Source organism: Pontibacter mangrovi, assembly GCF_006385705.1.
Lineage (GTDB): Bacteria > Bacteroidota > Bacteroidia > Cytophagales > Hymenobacteraceae > Pontibacter > Pontibacter mangrovi.
Genome location: NZ_VFRQ01000005.1, coordinates 266,148 through 283,684 on the forward strand (window position 1 = coordinate 266,148; position 17,537 = coordinate 283,684).

15 protein-coding genes are annotated in these 17,537 nt (G+C 53.5%); 5 read left to right on the top strand and 10 right to left on the bottom strand.

What is annotated here, in order from left to right:
• Positions 1-6 precede the first annotated feature (6 nt).
• The 5 genes from pyrR to FJM65_RS11335 form a co-directional block, all read right to left on the bottom strand.
• A complete protein-coding gene (gene pyrR, locus FJM65_RS11315) occupies positions 7-555 on the bottom strand; it encodes a bifunctional pyr operon transcriptional regulator/uracil phosphoribosyltransferase PyrR (RefSeq protein WP_140621629.1) in 549 nt (182 codons plus the stop codon).
• 240 nt (positions 556-795) lie between these two features.
• Positions 796-2,283 carry a hypothetical protein gene (locus tag FJM65_RS11320; protein WP_140621630.1) on the bottom strand — a complete coding sequence of 496 codons (1,488 nt, stop codon included), beginning with the start codon at positions 2,281-2,283 and terminating at the stop codon, positions 796-798.
• Positions 2,284-2,456: 173 nt separating this feature from the next.
• The gene (locus FJM65_RS11325) at positions 2,457-2,867 is read right to left on the bottom strand and encodes an EVE domain-containing protein (RefSeq protein WP_140621631.1); all 411 of its coding nucleotides are present in this window, start codon (positions 2,865-2,867) and stop codon (positions 2,457-2,459) included.
• 152 nt (positions 2,868-3,019) lie between these two features.
• A complete protein-coding gene (locus tag FJM65_RS11330) occupies positions 3,020-3,436 on the bottom strand; it encodes a hypothetical protein (protein ID WP_140621632.1) in 417 nt (138 codons plus the stop codon).
• 90 nt (positions 3,437-3,526) lie between these two features.
• A complete protein-coding gene (locus FJM65_RS11335; protein WP_181163700.1) occupies positions 3,527-3,919 on the bottom strand; it encodes a hypothetical protein in 393 nt (130 codons plus the stop codon).
• A gap of 174 nt (positions 3,920-4,093) precedes the next feature.
• Here FJM65_RS11335 and polX point away from each other — a divergent pair, with 174 nt between their 5' ends.
• The 4 genes from polX (at position 4,094) to FJM65_RS11355 (ending at position 7,912) form a co-directional block, all read left to right on the top strand.
• Positions 4,094-5,797: a DNA polymerase/3'-5' exonuclease PolX gene (gene polX / locus FJM65_RS11340; protein ID WP_140621633.1), complete on the top strand. Its 1,704-nt coding sequence runs from the start codon at positions 4,094-4,096 to the stop codon at positions 5,795-5,797.
• A gap of 121 nt (positions 5,798-5,918) precedes the next feature.
• Positions 5,919-6,896 carry a glycosyltransferase family 9 protein gene (locus FJM65_RS11345; RefSeq protein ID WP_140621634.1) on the top strand — a complete coding sequence of 326 codons (978 nt, stop codon included), beginning with the start codon at positions 5,919-5,921 and terminating at the stop codon, positions 6,894-6,896.
• A 98-nt stretch (positions 6,897-6,994) separates the two neighbouring features.
• Complete coding sequence (locus tag FJM65_RS11350) at positions 6,995-7,504, top strand: hypothetical protein (protein WP_140621635.1); 510 nt, start codon at positions 6,995-6,997, stop codon at positions 7,502-7,504.
• Positions 7,505-7,510: 6 nt separating this feature from the next.
• Positions 7,511-7,912, top strand: coding sequence for a hypothetical protein (locus FJM65_RS11355; RefSeq protein ID WP_140621636.1), 402 nt, complete (start codon positions 7,511-7,513; stop codon positions 7,910-7,912).
• A 191-nt stretch (positions 7,913-8,103) separates the two neighbouring features.
• On the opposite strand, the gene serS is transcribed toward FJM65_RS11355, so the two are convergent.
• Entirely contained in the window at positions 8,104-9,378 is a 1,275-nt protein-coding gene (serS, locus tag FJM65_RS11360) for a serine--tRNA ligase (protein WP_140621637.1), read from the bottom strand.
• Positions 9,379-9,665: 287 nt separating this feature from the next.
• Between serS and rho the strand changes: the two genes are divergently transcribed.
• Positions 9,666-11,369 carry a transcription termination factor Rho gene (gene rho, locus FJM65_RS11365; RefSeq protein WP_140621638.1) on the top strand — a complete coding sequence of 568 codons (1,704 nt, stop codon included), beginning with the start codon at positions 9,666-9,668 and terminating at the stop codon, positions 11,367-11,369.
• 82 nt (positions 11,370-11,451) lie between these two features.
• On the opposite strand, the gene FJM65_RS11370 is transcribed toward rho, so the two are convergent.
• The 4 genes from FJM65_RS11370 to FJM65_RS11385 all read right to left on the bottom strand — a co-directional run bounded on the left by FJM65_RS11370 (position 11,452) and on the right by FJM65_RS11385 (position 17,397).
• Entirely contained in the window at positions 11,452-13,293 is a 1,842-nt protein-coding gene (locus FJM65_RS11370; protein ID WP_140621639.1) for a DNA polymerase III subunit gamma/tau, read from the bottom strand.
• 157 nt (positions 13,294-13,450) lie between these two features.
• Positions 13,451-14,398, bottom strand: coding sequence for a DUF3667 domain-containing protein (locus tag FJM65_RS11375; protein WP_140621640.1), 948 nt, complete (start codon positions 14,396-14,398; stop codon positions 13,451-13,453).
• 268 nt (positions 14,399-14,666) lie between these two features.
• On the bottom strand, positions 14,667-16,031 hold the full coding sequence (locus FJM65_RS11380; protein WP_140621641.1) for a sensor histidine kinase: 1,365 nt from the start codon (positions 16,029-16,031) through the stop codon (positions 14,667-14,669).
• Positions 16,021-17,397: a sigma-54-dependent transcriptional regulator gene (locus tag FJM65_RS11385; RefSeq protein WP_140621642.1), complete on the bottom strand. Its 1,377-nt coding sequence runs from the start codon at positions 17,395-17,397 to the stop codon at positions 16,021-16,023. The genes FJM65_RS11380 and FJM65_RS11385 overlap by 11 nt, the downstream gene beginning before the upstream one ends.
• Between the last annotated feature and the right edge of the window lie 140 nt (positions 17,398-17,537).

The following is a 17,537-nucleotide window of genomic DNA, read 5'->3' on the forward strand; positions in this document are numbered from 1 at the left end:
GATAGTTTATTCGTCGGTTTTTGTAACTAGCCAGATGGCGTCCTCCTCGGCCTGCTGCTCCTTCCACTCCACCAGCACCCGCTGGCTTAGCAGCGAGTTTACCTGCCGGCCCACATAGGTAGGCTGTATGGGCAGGTGGCGCGTGTAGAGGCGGTCTACGAGCACCAGCAGCTCCACGCTGGCCGGGCGGCCATAGGCAATCATGGCGTCCAGGGCGGCCCTTACAGAGCGGCCCGTGTACAGCACGTCATCCACCAGGATCACTTTCTTGCCCTCTACCAGAAAATCGATTTTTGTGGCGTTTGCGGCAATAGGCGTGTCGCGGCGGCGGAAGTCGTCGCGGTGGAAAGTGGTGTCGAGGAGGCCGGTGGGTACCTGCTTGCCAAGTATGCTGGCCAGGGTGCGCTGGATGCGCTGCGCCACATACTTGCCGCGCGGCTGCAAGCCCAGGATCACAGAATCAGAAAAGTCGCCATGGTTCTCGATAAGCTGGTGGCACAGGCGCATCACCATGATCTCGAGCAGTTGGTGGTTTACGATGAGTCTTTTCTGCATAGCCGTGATAATTACATGCAAATATAGAAAGGATTAAGAGAGATGGAAAGTTAGAAAGTTAAAGAGTTACAAAGTTAGAAAGTTGTAGAGACGCAATACTTTGCGTCTTATAGTTAGAAAGTCAGTAAATTCTGAATGTTTAATTGTTAAATGGCTGTATGGTTAAGCGGGTAGGGAGGATTGCAGCAAAACAATCCTGGTGATAAAATCTGAGCCACGCAGGCATTCAACAATCAACCATTAAAAAGTAATCTTGTTGATGTAGAACACTGTGCGAACATCCCCGCGGCCTCTTATCCGCTGAAAGCCAAAAGCGGCCATGTGGTTGCCGTACCAACGGATGATGCCGGGAGTTTGCGTGAACAGGATCTTCTCGTTTTCCTCGTAAGGCTGCAGTTCCAGCTCCTGCCTCTCCTGGTCACGGTCATACCGCACATCGTCCATCACCTGATAGAATATACTGCTGTCGTCAGGGTAGGCCATCACCATGCGCCCATCGGGCAGGGCCTGCGCTTCCACGGCCGGGGCCACGATATAGGTGGTGAGGCCGGCGAGCGGGAACGTGTTGTCCCAGAGCAGGGTGCCGTTTTTGTCGAAGCCCAGCGCCACGGCGTGGGTGCGTTTAATGCCGCGCGGCATCTTATGATGCTCGCCGTCAATGTCCAGGGCCGTGTGGCGCTCCTGGGGGTTGTCGTACTGCAGGTAGTATGCCTCGGCAACCAGCACATAGCCATAGGAGGTCGGGAGAAGGTCGTGCAGCAGCAGGCGGTAGTTCATACCCTTGCTGCGGCCAGACTCCAGGCGCTTCTCTTCGCGGCGGCGGGTGCGGGCCTCGCGGCGGGGCTTCATGTATTTCAGGAAATTGCGCAGCTGCAGCAGGTTGTAGAAGTTGCCAGTGACCACCCTAGAGGCGAGAGGCGCTGCAAAAAATCCCTGGGCATAGCGCAGGTCGCGGGTGCCGTAGGTGCCAAGCAGCAGCTTTTCGGTAGAGTCGCCGGGGGTGATCTCGGCATTTAGCAGACTAGTGCCCTCTTTCTGAAGCACAAAATAATTGTTGAGCAGCTCTCCGTCGGCATCAAAGCTTTTTACCTGTAGCCGGGATACCCGCCCGTTAGACTCTGAGATCACAGCGTCTACACGGCCGTAGTCAGCATCGGTCAGCAGGTCGGCAAAGGAAGACTGCTCGCCGTAGATAGAAGGCAGCGGCTTATACTCACCGGTTTGGGGGTTGAGGTGCAGCAGCATGGGCTTGCCGTCTTTGCGGTTGCGGCCAATGATGAAGAACTTGCCGTTCAGTACGTTGTACTCATAGATGTCCTCCAGTTGCTCCAGCTCAAACTGCTTGTGCCAGGTGCTGCCGGTGCGGTGGTCCAGGCGCACAAAAGTATACTCCCGCAGGTTATCCCGCCCAAAAACCATGTAAGTATAGGGGGCGCTGTTGTAGTAGCGGAGGTAGTCGTTGTCGGCGGCAATGTCCACGGTGTCGGACCATACTTCCTCTAACTGGCTGTTATACTTCGTGAAGTAAAACATAGACTCTGTCTCCCAGGCGTTGCTGAGCTTGTGGTAGACCAGCAGGCTACTGTCGGGGAGGGCAATAACGGACACTTCGGTATTTTCCGGTTCCAGGGGGAGCTCCAGGCGCAGTGGCTGTGCAGGCTTTTGCGCCAGCAGAGGCACAGCAACACCAACAAAAAACACCAGGAGCAGGAAGCGGACGTGTAGCATAAGGCAAGGGTATAAATGCTATAAGTTGCAGGAAAAGTATAAGAAAGAGCAGCTACTGCATTTTACTGCAAATAGCGGCTCTTCGTTGTTCAGGAAGTATATTTTTACGCGTTGCCTCCGACAAAGCGCAGCTGCCCGTTAACAGCCGTGCACCGGTCAGGTTACGCTATACTTTAGTTTCCCAATGCCAGCAGGATGTCGAACTCCTCGGCCTTTAGCGGCATCACCGAGAGGCGCGACTGGCGCAGCAGTGCAATGTCCTGCAGGCGCTCGTCCTTTTTTATCTGCTCCAGCGTTACCGGCTCTTTAAAATCACGGAAAGGCACCAGGTCCACTACCACCCATTTGCCCTTGTCGTCTTTAGCGGTTGGGTCGGGGTAGGCAGCTTTGTCTACCTTGGCGATGCCCACGATAGCTTTTTCGGATACGCTGTGGTAGAATAGCACCAGGTCGCCGGGCTGCATCTGCTGCATGTTGTTGCGGGCTTGGTAATTGCGCACGCCGTCCCACATGGTGCGGCCGTCTTTTACCAGGTCGGCCCATGAGTATGTTTCAGGTTCTGATTTCACTAACCAGTGTTGCATTGTTGTAAGGGTGAAGGAGTTAAAGAGTTAGAAAGTTTGGGAGACATACATGCGCTACGGAAAGCATCAGCAGAAAAGCTCTGACCAGCCCTCTGCTGTTGTAAGAAAGGCTTTCGAATGTTTTCATCGTCGGCTAAAAGTATGGCGGCGCGTTAGTTTTTGTTTATCGTGATCTTTTGCCTGCTGCGGTGGCGTTGGTAGCGGGCAAGGTCGTCGGCAATAAGGGGTAGCAGCAAACCGCTCAGCAAGCCGGCCCAGAAGGAGTCCAGCACATGCGCCATCAAAAGTATAAAAATGAGCGCTTGCAGGCCTGCCTTAAAGTATAGCTTTTGGTCTCTGCCCAGGCTGTGGTAAGCTTTAAGTACACCGGTTTTCCTGTGGCCGGAAAAAAAAGAGCGCTTGCAGAACCGCTGTGCCTCCAGCTCGAACTGCACCAGGAGCACCCCCAGCACCAACCCCCCGAAAAAACTGATGAACAGATCGGCTACCGCAAGCACCATGAACAGCAGAAGCAGCAGCATGGCCGTCCTGGTCCGCGACGATTTTGAAAGCTTCTCATAGTTCAGCATAAGCACGCTGTTTGGTAAAGTGATGGTGCTGGCCAGCCAAATGGAATGTTCCTATAGGTATACTTCCAAAGTATGGCCAGCGTTCAGAATTTATTCTATCCGTTTTACTTTCAGTAAGTCATCTTTTAGTTGGATCACCTGGATGCGATACGCTACCGGCGGGTTGCTGCCTTCCGGCATCCGGATCTGCACCAGGCCCTTTTCCAGCTGCTCCCACTCGCCGGTTTCTTCCTGCAGGCCGTCGGCAGGAGCAATTTCGTAGCGCTTAAAAACGCCGCCCGGCTCCAGGCTAAAGCCCGTTCGGCCACGGGAAGCCGGAAAATCATAGGTGTTGGGGCGGTATACCCAAAGGCCCTCCGCGTCTTCCTCAAAAGAGTGCAGCCATACTTTCCCGGCCAGCTGCGCCGCCACCTTATCGTTTTTCTTGCACGTAACAGCCATAAAAATCAGGCACAGCAGGCAAAGTACTGACGTATATCTCATGGGTAATGTATCCGTTTTATGTAAGCAATATAGGCAATTGCAGGCGCATATAGAAGTATAAATATATAAGTGCCGGAGGCTGAAGCGGTTGCCCGCCTGGCAGGCGGCGGGCGCAGCAGGGCAACGGTTCGGCGCTATTTGCTATCTTTGTAACACATACTCAAGACGCAGGCTTTGGAAAACAAGAAGATCATAAAACAGTTTAAGCTGGCAGCCGAGCTCATGGAGCTCCACGACGAGAATCCATTTAAAATACGCTCGTACACCAACGCAGTGGGGGCGCTGGAGCTGGTGGAGGAGCCGCTGGAGCAGATGACGCAGGCGCGGCTGGAAAGTATACAGGGCGTTGGCAAGGGCATCGCATCCAAAATTGTGGAGATAAACGAGAAAGGCTCTTTTGATGACCTGGACCAGATGCTGGAGGTAACACCGAACGGGGTGGTGGAGATGCTGCGCATCAAAGGCATCGGGCCAAAGAAAGTGCGCAACCTCTGGAAAGAGTTGGGAGCCGAAACCGTGGAAGAGCTGCTGGAGGCTTGCGAGCAGGACAAGGTAAGCAAGCTGAAGGGCTTCGGAGCCAAAACGCAGGAAAACATAAAGCAGGCCCTGCTCTTTACGCAGCAGAACCGTGGTAAACTACTGTATGCTGAGGCCGAACTGGTGGCGGAGCAGCTTTTACAAAGTATAAAATCCGCCGTGCCGGAGGCGCAGGTAGAGTTGGTAGGGGAGATGCGCCGCCGCATGGAGATCATCACCACGCTGCAGTTTATACTTGCCACCGATACCCCGGCGCAGGCGCACCAGGCGCTGCAAGGTATGGCGGAGCTGCAGGAGGATGAAAAAGCCTCAGGTCCGTTTGCCTGGCGCGGCTCTTTGGCCGAGAACGGCATGCCAGTGGAGGTGAAGCTGGTATCAACAGAACGCTTTGCCAACGAGGTTTTGTTGCACTCCTCGGCCCCGGAGCACCTGGCGCAGCTGTTTACGGGCAGCACCAACCTGCTGACGGTGGTGCGCGAGCAGGGCTATACTTCGGAGGCGGATATCTACAAATCGGCGGGCATGGCTTACGTGGAGCCGGAGCTGCGCGAGGGAACTAATGAGCTGGAACTGGCGCTGCAAAACAAGCTGCCCAAGCTGCTGGAGCTGTCGGACCTGAAGGGCATCCTGCACAACCACAGCACTTACTCCGATGGCGCCCATACGTTGGAGCAGATGGCCACCTACTGCCGCGACATGGGCTATCAGTACCTGGGCATCTCCGACCACAGCAAAACTGCCTCTTATGCCGGCGGCCTGCGCGAGGGTGATGTGCTACGCCAGCAAAAAGAAATCGACGAGCTGAACAAGAAACTGGCCCCGTTCAAAATCTTCAAGGGCATTGAGTCGGATATTCTGGGCGATGGCTCGCTGGATTATGACAAGGATATCCTGCAAACCTTTGACTTTATTGTGGCCAGCATCCACAGCAGCCTGAACATGGACGAGAAAAAGGCCACTGCACGATTAATCACCGCCATCGAGAACCCTTACACCACTATGCTGGGCCACCCCACCGGCCGCCTGCTGCTGCGCCGCGAGGGCTACCCCATCAACCACAAAATGGTGATCGATGCCTGCGCCGCCAACAACGTCATCATCGAGATCAACGCCAATCCCTGGCGCCTGGACCTGGACTGGCGCCATGTGCAGTATGCGCTGGAAAAAGGCGTAATGCTAAGTATAAACCCCGACGCCCATCACACCAACGGCTACGACGACATGAAGTACGGCGTACTGGTTGGCAGAAAAGGAGGCCTCACCAAAGAGATGACTTTCAATGCCAAGCCGCTGGAGGAAGTGGAGAAGTATTTCAGGGAGCGGAAGGAGAAGATAAAGTAGCCGGCAAAGAATAAACTAAAGACATGGCGCAAGCGTCCGCTTGTGCCGCTTTTCTTTTCTGCCACTTTAACGGTAAAATAGTAGCACAAGCGGACGCTTGCGCTTTACTTGAAAGTATAACATGCCAAAAATCCTCATACTACGTTTTTCCTCCATCGGCGATATTGTGCTGACCACGCCTGTTATCCGCTGCATCAAGCAGCAGGTGCCGGGGGCGGAGGTGCATTACGTTACTAAGAAAGCTTTCCAAAGTATAGTGGCCAACAACCCTTACGTGGACAAGGTGCATGTGCTGGGCGAGAAGCTGGGCGACCTGGTGCAGGCGCTGAAGGCGGAGAACTTCGATTACGTGGTAGACCTGCACAACAACCTGCGCACCCGCGTTATAAAAGCAAGATTGGGCAAGCCGAGCCGCAGCTTCAACAAGCTCAACTATGAGAAGTGGCTGATGGTGAACTTCAAGCGCAACCGCCTGCCCGACGTGCACATTGTGCAACGCTACCTGGATGCCGCCGCCGCTTTAGGCGTGAAAGACGATGGCGGTGGCTTGGATTACTTTATACCTGCCCAGGACGAAGTGGACGTTCATACCTTGCCGGAAGGCTTTCAGAACGGCTACGTGGCCTTTGCTATCGGTGCGCAGCACTACACCAAGCGTCTGCCCACCGAGCGGATTATAGAGCTGTGCGAGCGCCTGCAGCAGCCGGTTATACTTTTGGGAGGCAAGGAAGACGCCGCCACCGGCGAAGAAATAGCCGCTCATTTTTCAGCAAGCAACAAGCAACAAGCAACAATTATCTACAACGCCTGCGGCAAGTATAACCTCCATGGCTCGGCCTCGTTGGTAAGGCAGGCGACGCAGGTGGTGAGCCACGACACAGGTCTGATGCACATTGCGGCCGCGTTCCAGAAAGAGATCATCAGCGTGTGGGGCAATACCATTCCGGAGTTTGGCATGTACCCGTTCCGGACCAAGTATAAAGTGCTGGAGGTGCAAGGCCTCAGTTGCCGCCCCTGCTCTAAGATCGGTTACAGCAAGTGCCCCAAAGGGCATTTTAAGTGCATGCGAGATATCTCGTTTGAGGATCTGGAAGTATGAAAGCGGGGCTGTTGAGAAGATTTTATACTTGTTTGCTTGCTCTTATACTTCTGCAGGGCTGCGGTGAGGCGCAGCAAAATATAGCTGAGCCTGATGCTGTGGAGACAGGAAGAGCTAAGGCGACACCTACAGCTGAGGATCAAACTTTTGATGCACTGCCTGGTTGGGCTGAGGAAGCATTTCTGGCACAGCACCTAAACCAGAAGTATACCCTCGGTACCTGGATGCAGCCAAACATCCTGCTAGGAGATTTTGACGGGGATGAGCGGGAGGATGTCGCCTTTTTGATTATAAACTCTGCTACGGACGAGAAAGGAGTGATGATTCTGCATCAGAATGAGAGAAATAGCTTTAGCGTGTTTGGCGCAGGTACTGAGTTTGCTGAAATGCGTAACCTGAACTGGGTAGAGGTTTTTGAGAAAGTAGACGCTGGCAAAAGTGTGGCGCCAACGCTGATAGATGAGGAAACAGGAGACATACTAGGCGATGATCTGGAGAATGCTGTGCCGTTAAAATCCGACGCTATTTTTATACATGTAGCCGAAGCATGTGGAGGGGGCATCATTTACAAAAAAGACAACGGCTACGGCTGGATAAATATTGAATAAGAAACTATGCCTAAATATAACTTAACCTGGCAGGAAACCGATGTGCAACTTCTGGAGGCACTGTTGTTAGCATCTGGCGAAGAAGGCGGTGCGCCGCTGCACGAAGTGTTGTTGATGGCCGATGCCGTGGACGGAACCGTGCTGACGCACCCGGAAGTGGAACAGGGGCTGGAGAAACTAATGTCGGTGGGGTATGTGGCGATAAAGAAGAACAAGCTCCTGCTAACGCCCGGCTTCTTAAAAGACTACGAAGACGTAGACGGCGCCGAAGACGAGCACGAGGCGCTGGAGAAGCTGCTGCAAACCAAAGCGCTGCAAGCCGAGAACCTCGACGAGCCCAAGATCCTGATCAAGAAGTATAAACTCAAAAGCCAATACCAGGCTTACCTGGAGCAGTTTGGAGGGTAATGTGCTAATGGTTTAATGTGCTGATGTAGATTCAGAAACCTAAAGAGGAGGCGATAGACCTCACAGCGTCTTTCAGACCTGTGAGCGTCTTGCCAGCTACAAATCAAAAAGCCGCTGAAGTATAAATCCAGCGGCTTTTCCATTATCTAATTCGGAGCATCTTCACATCTCCAAATTTCTAAATCTTCACATTAAGAGATCTTCTCAAACCCTAAGTATGGGTGCAGCACCTTTGGCATGTTGATGCCGTCCGGGGTCTGGTTGTTCTCCAGGATGGCGGCTACGATGCGTGGCAGGGCCAGGGCGCTACCGTTCAACGTATGCAGCAGCTGCGTTTTACCGCTTTCTGTTTTGTAGCGCAGCTTCAGGCGGTTGGCCTGGTAAGTCTCAAAGTTAGAGGCTGAGCTTACTTCCAGCCAGCGGCCCTGGGCGGCAGAGTATACTTCCATGTCGTAGGTGAGGGCAGAGGTGAAGCCCATGTCGCCGCCGCACAGACGCAGCACGCGGTAAGGCAGCTCCAGCTTCTGCAACAGGCCCTGTATGTAGCTGCTCATCTCCTCCAGCGCCTCATAAGACTTCTCCGGCAGCGTGATCTGCACAATCTCCACCTTATCAAACTGGTGCAGGCGGTTCAGGCCGCGCACATCGGCGCCCCACGAACCGGCCTCACGTCTAAAGCAAGGCGTATGGCCTGCGTTCTTAATTGGCAACTGCTCCACCGGAACAATTTCATCGCGGTACATGTTCGTGATAGGAACCTCCGCCGTCGGAATCAGGTACAGGTTGTCTGCCGTGGCATGATACATCTGTCCGTCCTTGTCGGGCAACTGGCCCGTGCCATAGCCAGAGGCCTCGTTTACCACAATTGGTGGCTGCACCTCCATGTATCCGGCTTTGATGGCCTCGTCTAAAAAGAAGTTGATGAGCGCGCGCTGCAGACGGGCACCCTGCTTCTTGTAAAACGGAAAACCGGCTCCGGATACCTTGTTGCCCAGCTCAAAATCGATGATGTCGTATTTTTGGATCAGCTCCCAGTGCGGCTGCGCCCCTTCGTGCAGCTGCGGAATGGCACCGTGCTCCAGCACTACCTCGTTGTCCTCGGCGCTTTTGCCAAAGGGCACGCTCTCGTGCGGCAGGTTCGGCAGCTTGTACAAAGCCTTCTGGATTTCATCCTCTAACGAGGAAAGTTGCTCAGCTAAAGCTTTGGTTTGTTGCTTCAGTTCGGACGTTTCGGCTTTGGCGGCCTCGGCCTTCTCGCGCTCCCCGTTCTTCATCAGCATGCCGATTTCTTTGGAGATGGAGTTGGCGCGGCTCTGAAGCGTATCGTGCTCGTTCTGTACCTGTCGGCGCTGCTGGTCAAGCTCCAGCAGAGCGGCAACTTCCTCGGCTGCGTTTTTGTAGTTTCTCTTGCTCAGACCCGCAATCACTTGCTCGGTCTGCTCTCTTAAAACTGTTAGCTGTAGCATAGTAAAGTATAAAGTGTAAACGCAAAAATAGAGTTTTTAAACTATTTAGAGGCTTTTACGAAATCTTTTAGACAAAAATTGAAACTTTTTTTCCAAAACAACCCGTAATATTTGTTAATTAAAAGGCATTGCAATAACATTGCGGTACATTTGACGAAGGCCCTGTTTCCCGTGCCTTTCTGACTCTTTCGCAACCTATTCTATTTTCCTGATTAAAAAGATAATCTCTCGCTTTGTTCGCGCACCGCGAAACCTGGCAAGTTACGTTAACTACCATACCATTATTTATGTACAAAATTGAAGAATTGAAAGATAGACTTCTTTCAGAACTCAAAGAAATTGCTGAGCAACTGGGTGTTAAAAACTTTAAGAAACTCAGCAAGCAAGACCTCATCTATAAAATCCTCGACCAACAAGCCATTACTCCTCCCGAAGATATAACTAAAAAGTCCAATGATGCGCCCGCAGTTGAGGTGACTGGTAGTGCCGAAACTCCTGAAAATACAGTTGCTAAGGAAGAGAGCGCGCAAGAGGCCCCGGCCCGTCCGGAAAGACGCCCCCGCACCCAGGCTGCTGGCCGCCGCGAAGACAGAGCTCAAACAGCTGTTGCAACAGAGGCTCCGGCCAAAGACCACGGCGCTCAAAACCAGCGCGAGCGTGTAAGGCGCGACAACCGTAACGACAACAAGGACGAGAATCGCAACGACAGCCGCGATAACCGCGGAAGCGATAACAACAGAGGCGACAGAGAGACAGCGCGTTACGACAACCGCAACAACGACGGCAGAGACAGCCGCAACGATAACCGTAACAACGATAACACGCGCCGTAGCAACAATCCGCAGAACGCAGCCAACACCACTAATTTTAAAGAATTTGATGGTATCATCCTGAACGAGGGGGTGCTGGAGCTGATGCAGGACGGTTACGGCTTCCTGCGGTCTACGCACTACAACTACCTGGCCTCTCCAGATGATATCTATGTTTCGCCTTCGCAGATAAAGCTTTTTGGACTGAAAACCGGTGACACGGTAAAAGGCCAGATCCGCCCGCCGAAGGAAGGCGAAAAGTATTTTGCCCTGCTGAAAGTGGAAACCGTGAACGGCCGCACCACCGAAGAGATCCGCGACCGTATCCCGTTCCAGCACCTGACACCGCTTTTCCCGGAAGAGCGCCTGAAACTGACCACCCGCCCAAGCCAGTTATCAACCCGTATCCTGGATCTGTTTGCCCCAATCGGTAAAGGCCAGCGTGGTATGATCGTGGCGCAGCCAAAAACAGGTAAAACCGTGTTGCTGAAGGAAATAGCCAACGCTATCTCTGAAAATCACCCGGAAGTATACCTGATGATACTGCTGATTGACGAACGCCCGGAAGAGGTGACGGATATGGCCCGCAGCGTGAAGGCAGAGGTTATTGCCTCTACGTTTGACGAGCAGGCCGAGCGCCACGTAAAAGTATCTAGCATTGTACTGGATAAAGCCAAACGCATGGTAGAGTGCGGCCACGATGTGGTTATACTTCTGGATTCCATCACGCGTCTGGCACGTGCCTATAACACCGTAGTTCCTTCGTCCGGCAAGATCCTGTCGGGTGGTGTGGATGCCAACGCACTGCACAAGCCGAAGCGCTTCTTCGGTGCGGCCCGTAACGTGGAGAACGGCGGCTCGCTTACCATCATCGCCACGGCCCTGATCGACACCGGCTCTAAGATGGACGAGGTGATCTTCGAAGAATTTAAAGGTACCGGTAACATGGAACTGCAACTGGACCGCAAGCTGGCCAACCGCAGAGTCTACCCTGCTATCGACGTTCCGGCTTCCGGCACACGCCGCGAGGACCTGCTGATGGACCGCGACGAGCTGAACCGTATCTGGATCCTGCGCAAGTTTATGTCCGACATGAACTCAATCGAAGCCATGGAGTTCCTGAAAGAGCGTATGAAGGGCACCAAGAGCAACGAAGAGTTCCTGATCTCGATGAACGGATAAGACAGGAATTAGCACAAAAAGCGGCCCCGCTATACAGAAGTATGGCGGGGCCGCTTTTTTTATACTTTATATCCAGCGGAGGCTAAAAATCTGCATCCAACCCGAAACGCTGCTTCAGGTCTACGAGCACGGGGTACTTTTCGGCGAGGTAGTTAAACTTATCGGCTGACGTATACAGCTTGCGGCCATCATCCTGCACTTCTATCACCTCCGCCCTTAGTTTTATACTTCGGTTGCCCAGCTGCTGCTTCAGCTCGCGCAGGATGTCCGGGCGCAGCGCGGTGAACTGGTCCATCATCACGTGGTTTTCCAGCTGCAGCACAATCTCGTTGTCGGGGCCGATGTGGTAGTGGCGGTTCAGGAGCGTGAACTCCATCATGTTCTCCGCCTTCTTGCGGCGCAGGATGGCGTGCCACACCGTTTTCAGCTTCGCCTCGTCCACGGGTAGTACTGCGCCATAGTTGATGTCCTCTTCCTCCTCGGCCACGGCAACCTCTGCCACGGCAGCCTGCGGGTTTTGCAGGTCTTTCAGGCTGGGCAGCTTGCTTAGCTTTTTCTGAGGCGGCAGCTGCAGCCCGGCCCGCGGTTTATCAGGGGCAGGCGCGGCTGGTGCCGCTGCCTGAGGGGGTGCCAGGTGTGCGTCTGGCGTTACCTGCTGTGGCTTCGGTGGCTGTTGCAGGTCCTCCGAAGGCACATGCTGCGGCGTATGCGGCGGCTGCAGCCTCTCGGAAGGCACAGGGGTGGCACCTATTGTACCGGTAGAGGCTGGCGCCGGGGCCGCTACCTTAGCTTTTTTTGGCTCAGATCCTTCCTGGGCTGCAAAGCTGAGCGCCGCATTCAGGTGCGCCAGCTTCATCAGGCACAGCTCCACGTGCAGGCGCTGGTTTTTGCTGCTCTTGTAGTTGGTGTCGCAGGAGCTTACCAGGTTCAGGCCCGACAGCAGGAACGACACGCTGGACTTCTGCGACTGCTCCGCATACTTGGCCTTGATGTTGTCCGATACCTCCAGCAGCTGTATCGTCTGCGGGTCTTTGCACACCAGCAGGCTGCGGAAGTGCTCGCCAATGCCGATCAGGAAGTTATGGGCATCAAAGCCGTTCTTCAGGATCTCATCAAACAGCAGCAACGAGCCCGACAGGTTCTGCTCCAGCAAATGGTCTGTCAGCCGGAAATAGTAGTCATAGTCCAGGATGTGCAGGTTCTCAACCGTGGATTTGTACGTCACGTTGCTACCGGAGAAGGTAACCATCTGGTCGAAGATCGAGAGGGCGTCGCGCAGGGCACCGTCGGCTTTCTGCGAGATCAGGTGCAGGGCGTCGGGCTCAGCCTGTATACTTTCCTTGGTGGCGATGTTGCCCAGGTGGCGCACCATGTCCTCAATTCGAATTCTATTGAAGTCGAAGATCTGGCAACGCGAAAGGATGGTCGGGATGATCTTGTGGCGCTCGGTGGTAGCAAGTATGAAAATAGCATAAGAAGGCGGCTCCTCCAGCGTCTTCAGAAACGCGTTGAAGGCCTGGTTCGAGAGCATGTGCACCTCATCTATGATATAGATCTTATACTTGCCCGTCTGCGGCGCATAGCGCACCTGCTCCACCAGGTTCCGTATGTCCTCCACCGAGTTGTTGGAGGCAGCATCCAGCTCATGGATGTTAAAGGAACTGTTGGAGTTAAAGCTGCGGCACGACTCGCACTCGTTGCAGGCCTCCACTTCCGGGGTAATGTTCTGGCAGTTGATGGTTTTGGCCAGGATACGGGCACAGGTGGTCTTGCCCACACCGCGCGGTCCGCAGAAAAGGAAAGCTTGCGCCAAATGCTTGCTGCTGATGGCGTTTTTAAGGGTATTGGTTATATGGTGCTGCCCTACTACGCTGTCGAACGTGGTGGGGCGGTATTTACGCGCTGATACTACAAAATTTTCCATTACTACAAAGATAATGATTCTGAAGCTGAGTTGGGAGTGCTTTTTATCAAGTACTTATCCAGACAGTTATCCACCGGCTCAGCCCGCCTCTGTTGTAAAGGAAACAGGAAAAGGCACTATAAAATGCCTTTTCTGCCAAGTATAAAAGCTGCGGGCCCTAAACAGTATACAGGGTAGCCACCACCATGCCAAAGCCGCTCATCAGAAGCAGGAAAGTATAGGCAAATGCCAGCATCAGAAACTTAAATACTGTGAGCCAGCGGCGGCTTCTGTAAATAGTGCGCATCGACTGGTAAATGTACCAGATGCTCACAACAAAACCGGCAAACAGGAGCCAGCCCGACAGGAAAGGCAACAACCATTTTAAGGCAATAAGTATAGAGCCGAACAAAAACAGGAACGAATGCACATGTATAGAGTAAATCAGGTGCTCTGCATAGAATTTCTTAGACCGGAAGTTCACCAGCTTTAGGATTAAGGCAAACAAGGGCAGCAGAACGAACATGATTTTGGGCAAGTGGCTTACCAGCTTATTCCTGAAAAGCGCATTCTTTGTCTCGTCATGCCTCACCTCCCGGAATTTAGCATTAAGGTCATTTATAGGTACTTCCCACCCGGCGATGGTAATTTTATCTTTAATGGCCGGGGCTTCTTCTTTTTCGGGCTCTGCGGCAAGTACAGTCTTTTCGGCGTTGGCCGTTGCTTTTGCCTGGTTCTTAGCGCCGGTGTCTTCTTCTTTGGTTATCGTTTTTTCTTCAGCTGCGTCCTCTTTCAGGATCTCTTTTTTGTTGATGTTAGAGTTGGCCGTGAAAAGAAAAAAGAACAGAATGCTGATGGAAATGTACATGCTGATCGGGTTGAGGTGCGAGGCGCGTCTGCCAGCAAAATACTCTTTGGTTAGATGGCCCGGCTTCGTTAAAAGAGGAACCAAGCTGTTAAAGAACTTAGACTCGAAATGAAAGTAGTGCCCTACGCTGTGTAGCATCAGGTGCAGAAAGTTTTCATGCAGCTCCAGGTTTTCCTGTCCACAGCTGGAGCAGTATTTGTCATTTACAACAGTGCCACAGTTCAGGCAGTTGCTGTCGGAACGGTAATGTTTTTTCATAGTGCAAGGATAAAAGGTTCGGTGCCGGCTCAAGTAAGGTTTTTGAGTCCGGTTTAAAGTGCGAAAGTAAGGAATTGCAGGATTTTTTTATGATGCCGTTCCTTAATATTTATTTTATACTATATATAAAGGCTTCGCAAGCTTAGGGCAAAGCGGTCGGGCAGCCTGATTTCTATACTTGCATGGGGCGGTGATTTCGCTTACAGCCACTCTAAACCCACCCGGGAGAAGATTTTGCTTGCTTATAAGTTCTGAAGCGGTGTAGGGGCTATGCCTGAAAGTTCAGCTTGAAAACAGTTCCTACGCCCACCTTAGAGTCAACCTGTATGCTGCCCTTGTGCAGCAGCATGATGTGCTTGGCCAGGCTCAGGCCAATGCCGGAACCGTCTTTGTGCGAGGTGAAGAAAGGGATGAAAATGCTTTCCAGCAGCTCCTCCGGAATGCCGGTGCCGTTGTCCTGCACTTCGATCACGGTTTTGCCGTTTTCCTGCTCCGCTGTAAGTATAACCTGCGGGTTTGGGCGCCCTTGCACGGCACGCTTGGCATTCAGAATAAGGTTGATGATGACCTGCTCCAGCAGGTTCACGTCGCCGTGCAGCGAGAGGTTAGGCGGCTCTACATGGCATTCCAGCTTTACGCCGTGCCCCTCCAGCTGCGGGCGCATCAGCCCGTTTATACTTTTAAACAGCTCCTGCACATACACCGTGGTCAGCATCAGCTCCTGCGACTTGCTCAGGTTGCGGTAGAAATGGGCAAAGCGCAGCAGTCCTTCGCTACGTTTCTTGATGATGGAAATGCCTTCCTCGGTGTCCTGCAGCAGCTCCGGGTCTGCCTTAGCGCCGGGCTCCTGCTCATACTTCTCGCGCTCCATTTGCAGGTGCCGGCCCAGCGTGTCGGCAAGTGAGGCGATAGGGGCCACCGAGTTCATGATTTCGTGCGTCATCACGCGCAGCAGTTTTTGCCAGGCCTCTGTTTCGGTGGCATCTACGGTGGCGCTCACGTTTTTAAGTGCAATAAGCAGCAGGTGGCGGTGCTGCATGGTAAAAGCCGTTGCCGAGAGCAGCAGCTGCGACGCACCGTCCTGCAGCTTCAGCTTAAGGAGCTTGCTGTCGCCCGGCTTTATACCTTGCACTGCCTCGTGCAGCAGCGGGTAGCGCGCCTCCAGCCCGTTTATACTTTTCAGGTAAGGCAGGTGCAGTATACTTTTAAAGGCCTCGTTCACCCACTCCACCTCGCCTGTCTCCTCATCCACGGCCATAATGCCCGTGTCGATCATCTGCAGAATGGTTTGCATGTACTGGAACTGCGCCTCTTTCTCGATGTGCAGCTGCTTATAGGTATCGTTGATGAGGTTGAAGGCGGTGTGCAGCTGCCGCAGCGAGCTGTTGGTTGTATGCTCGTTAAACCGCTGTGAAAAATCGCGCTGCTTAACGGCCTGTAGAAACTTAGCCAGCTCGTTGTTGCCCCGGGTAATGTACCTGGCCAGCTCCCATACCTGCGCCAGCATCACAAGCATACCTGAGCCCATTTGCAGCCAGGTAAACTGGGTGAGAAAGTGCACCGTGAGGTACATCATGCCCAGCAAAAGTATAACCCGGACGAGCAGCCCAAATTCGAGGCGGTTAAATATCATGCTTGTTCAGTCGGCGGTAAAGGGCGGTGCGCGTAAGGCCCAGTTCCTTGGCTGTTCTGGAGATGTTGCCTTTGTTCTTCTCCAGCACCCGGATAATGGTCTCGCGTTCGATCTCGCTCAGCGGCATGGGGGCATCCGGCACAAAGGCCGCGGCTGGGGCGTCGGGCGCCACTTCCATAGCCGAGAAACTGAAGTCCTGCGGCTGCAGCACGTTGCCCTCTGCCAGTATGATGGCGCGCTCCACGGCATGCTGCAGCTCGCGCACGTTGCCCGGCCAGCTGTGTCTGTTCAGCTTCTGCAGTGTTTCGGTGGCAAATTCAGGAGTAGCTTTGTGGTTTTTCCGGGCATAGATGGCGGCGAAATGGCGGGCCAGCAGCTCCACGTCGCCGTGGCGCTGGCGCAGCGGCGGCAGCGTTATCTCTACGGTGTTGATGCGGTAGATAAGGTCCTTGCGGAACTGGTTGCGGGCGGCCAGCTCGTAAATCGGCTCGTTCGTGGCCGAGATCAGACGGATATCTACCGGTATGGGCGTGTTGGAGCCGAGCGGCGTTACCTGCCGGTTCTGCAGCACCGTGAGCAGCTTGGCTTGCATGGCCGGCGAAATGTTGCCAATCTCATCCAGGAACAAGGTGCCGCCGTTGGCCGCCTCAAAACGGCCGGGCCGGTCTTCGCGGGCATCGGTAAAGGCGCCCTTTTTGTAACCGAACAGCTCGCTCTCAAACAGGCTGTCCGTCAACGCGCCCATGTCTACGCTCACAAAAGGCTTGGCAGCCCTGAACGACTTCTCGTGCAGCGCCCGCGCCACCAGCTCTTTGCCGGTGCCGTTCTCGCCAAGTATAAGCACGTTGGCCTCGGTAGGCGCGATCTTCTCTAGCTTATACAGCACCTCTTTTATGGCCTCGCTCTCGCCAAGTATAGTGGTGTGGGTGTTTTTGTTAGCGGATGCTGTAGCTGCACCTCCCTTTGCTTTCTGTTGCCGTTTTTCCAGCGTTTGGTGCAGGGTCTCCAGCAGCTTTTCGTTGTGCCAGGGCTTCACAATAAAATCGGTGGCACCTTCTTTCAGGGATTTTACGGCCAGCTCCACATCGCCGTAGGCCGTGATCAGTATAACCGAAACGTCTTTGTCTTTCTCCAGGATCTGCCGCAGCCAGAACAGCCCTTCGTTGCCGGTGTTCAGGGCGCTTTTAAAGTTCATGTCCAGAAAGATGACGTCGAACTTCTGCCGCTCCAGCAGGCCAGGCAGCAGGTCGGGGTTCTTTTCGGTCACCACTTCTTTTACCTCGGTTTTGAGCAGCATCTTCAGGGCGAACAGAACATCTGTTTCGTCGTCTACCACCAGCACACGGGCATTTTTTACAGAGGCCATAGGTACTATAATTTCTGATTCAGAAACCGAATATACCAATTCTATCTGATAAAAATAAAAATAGGATAAACAGTATACTTTACTTAAGTATACGCTGTGTTTATACTTGTAGCGGAAGCGCACAGGTGTACTGGAGGCAG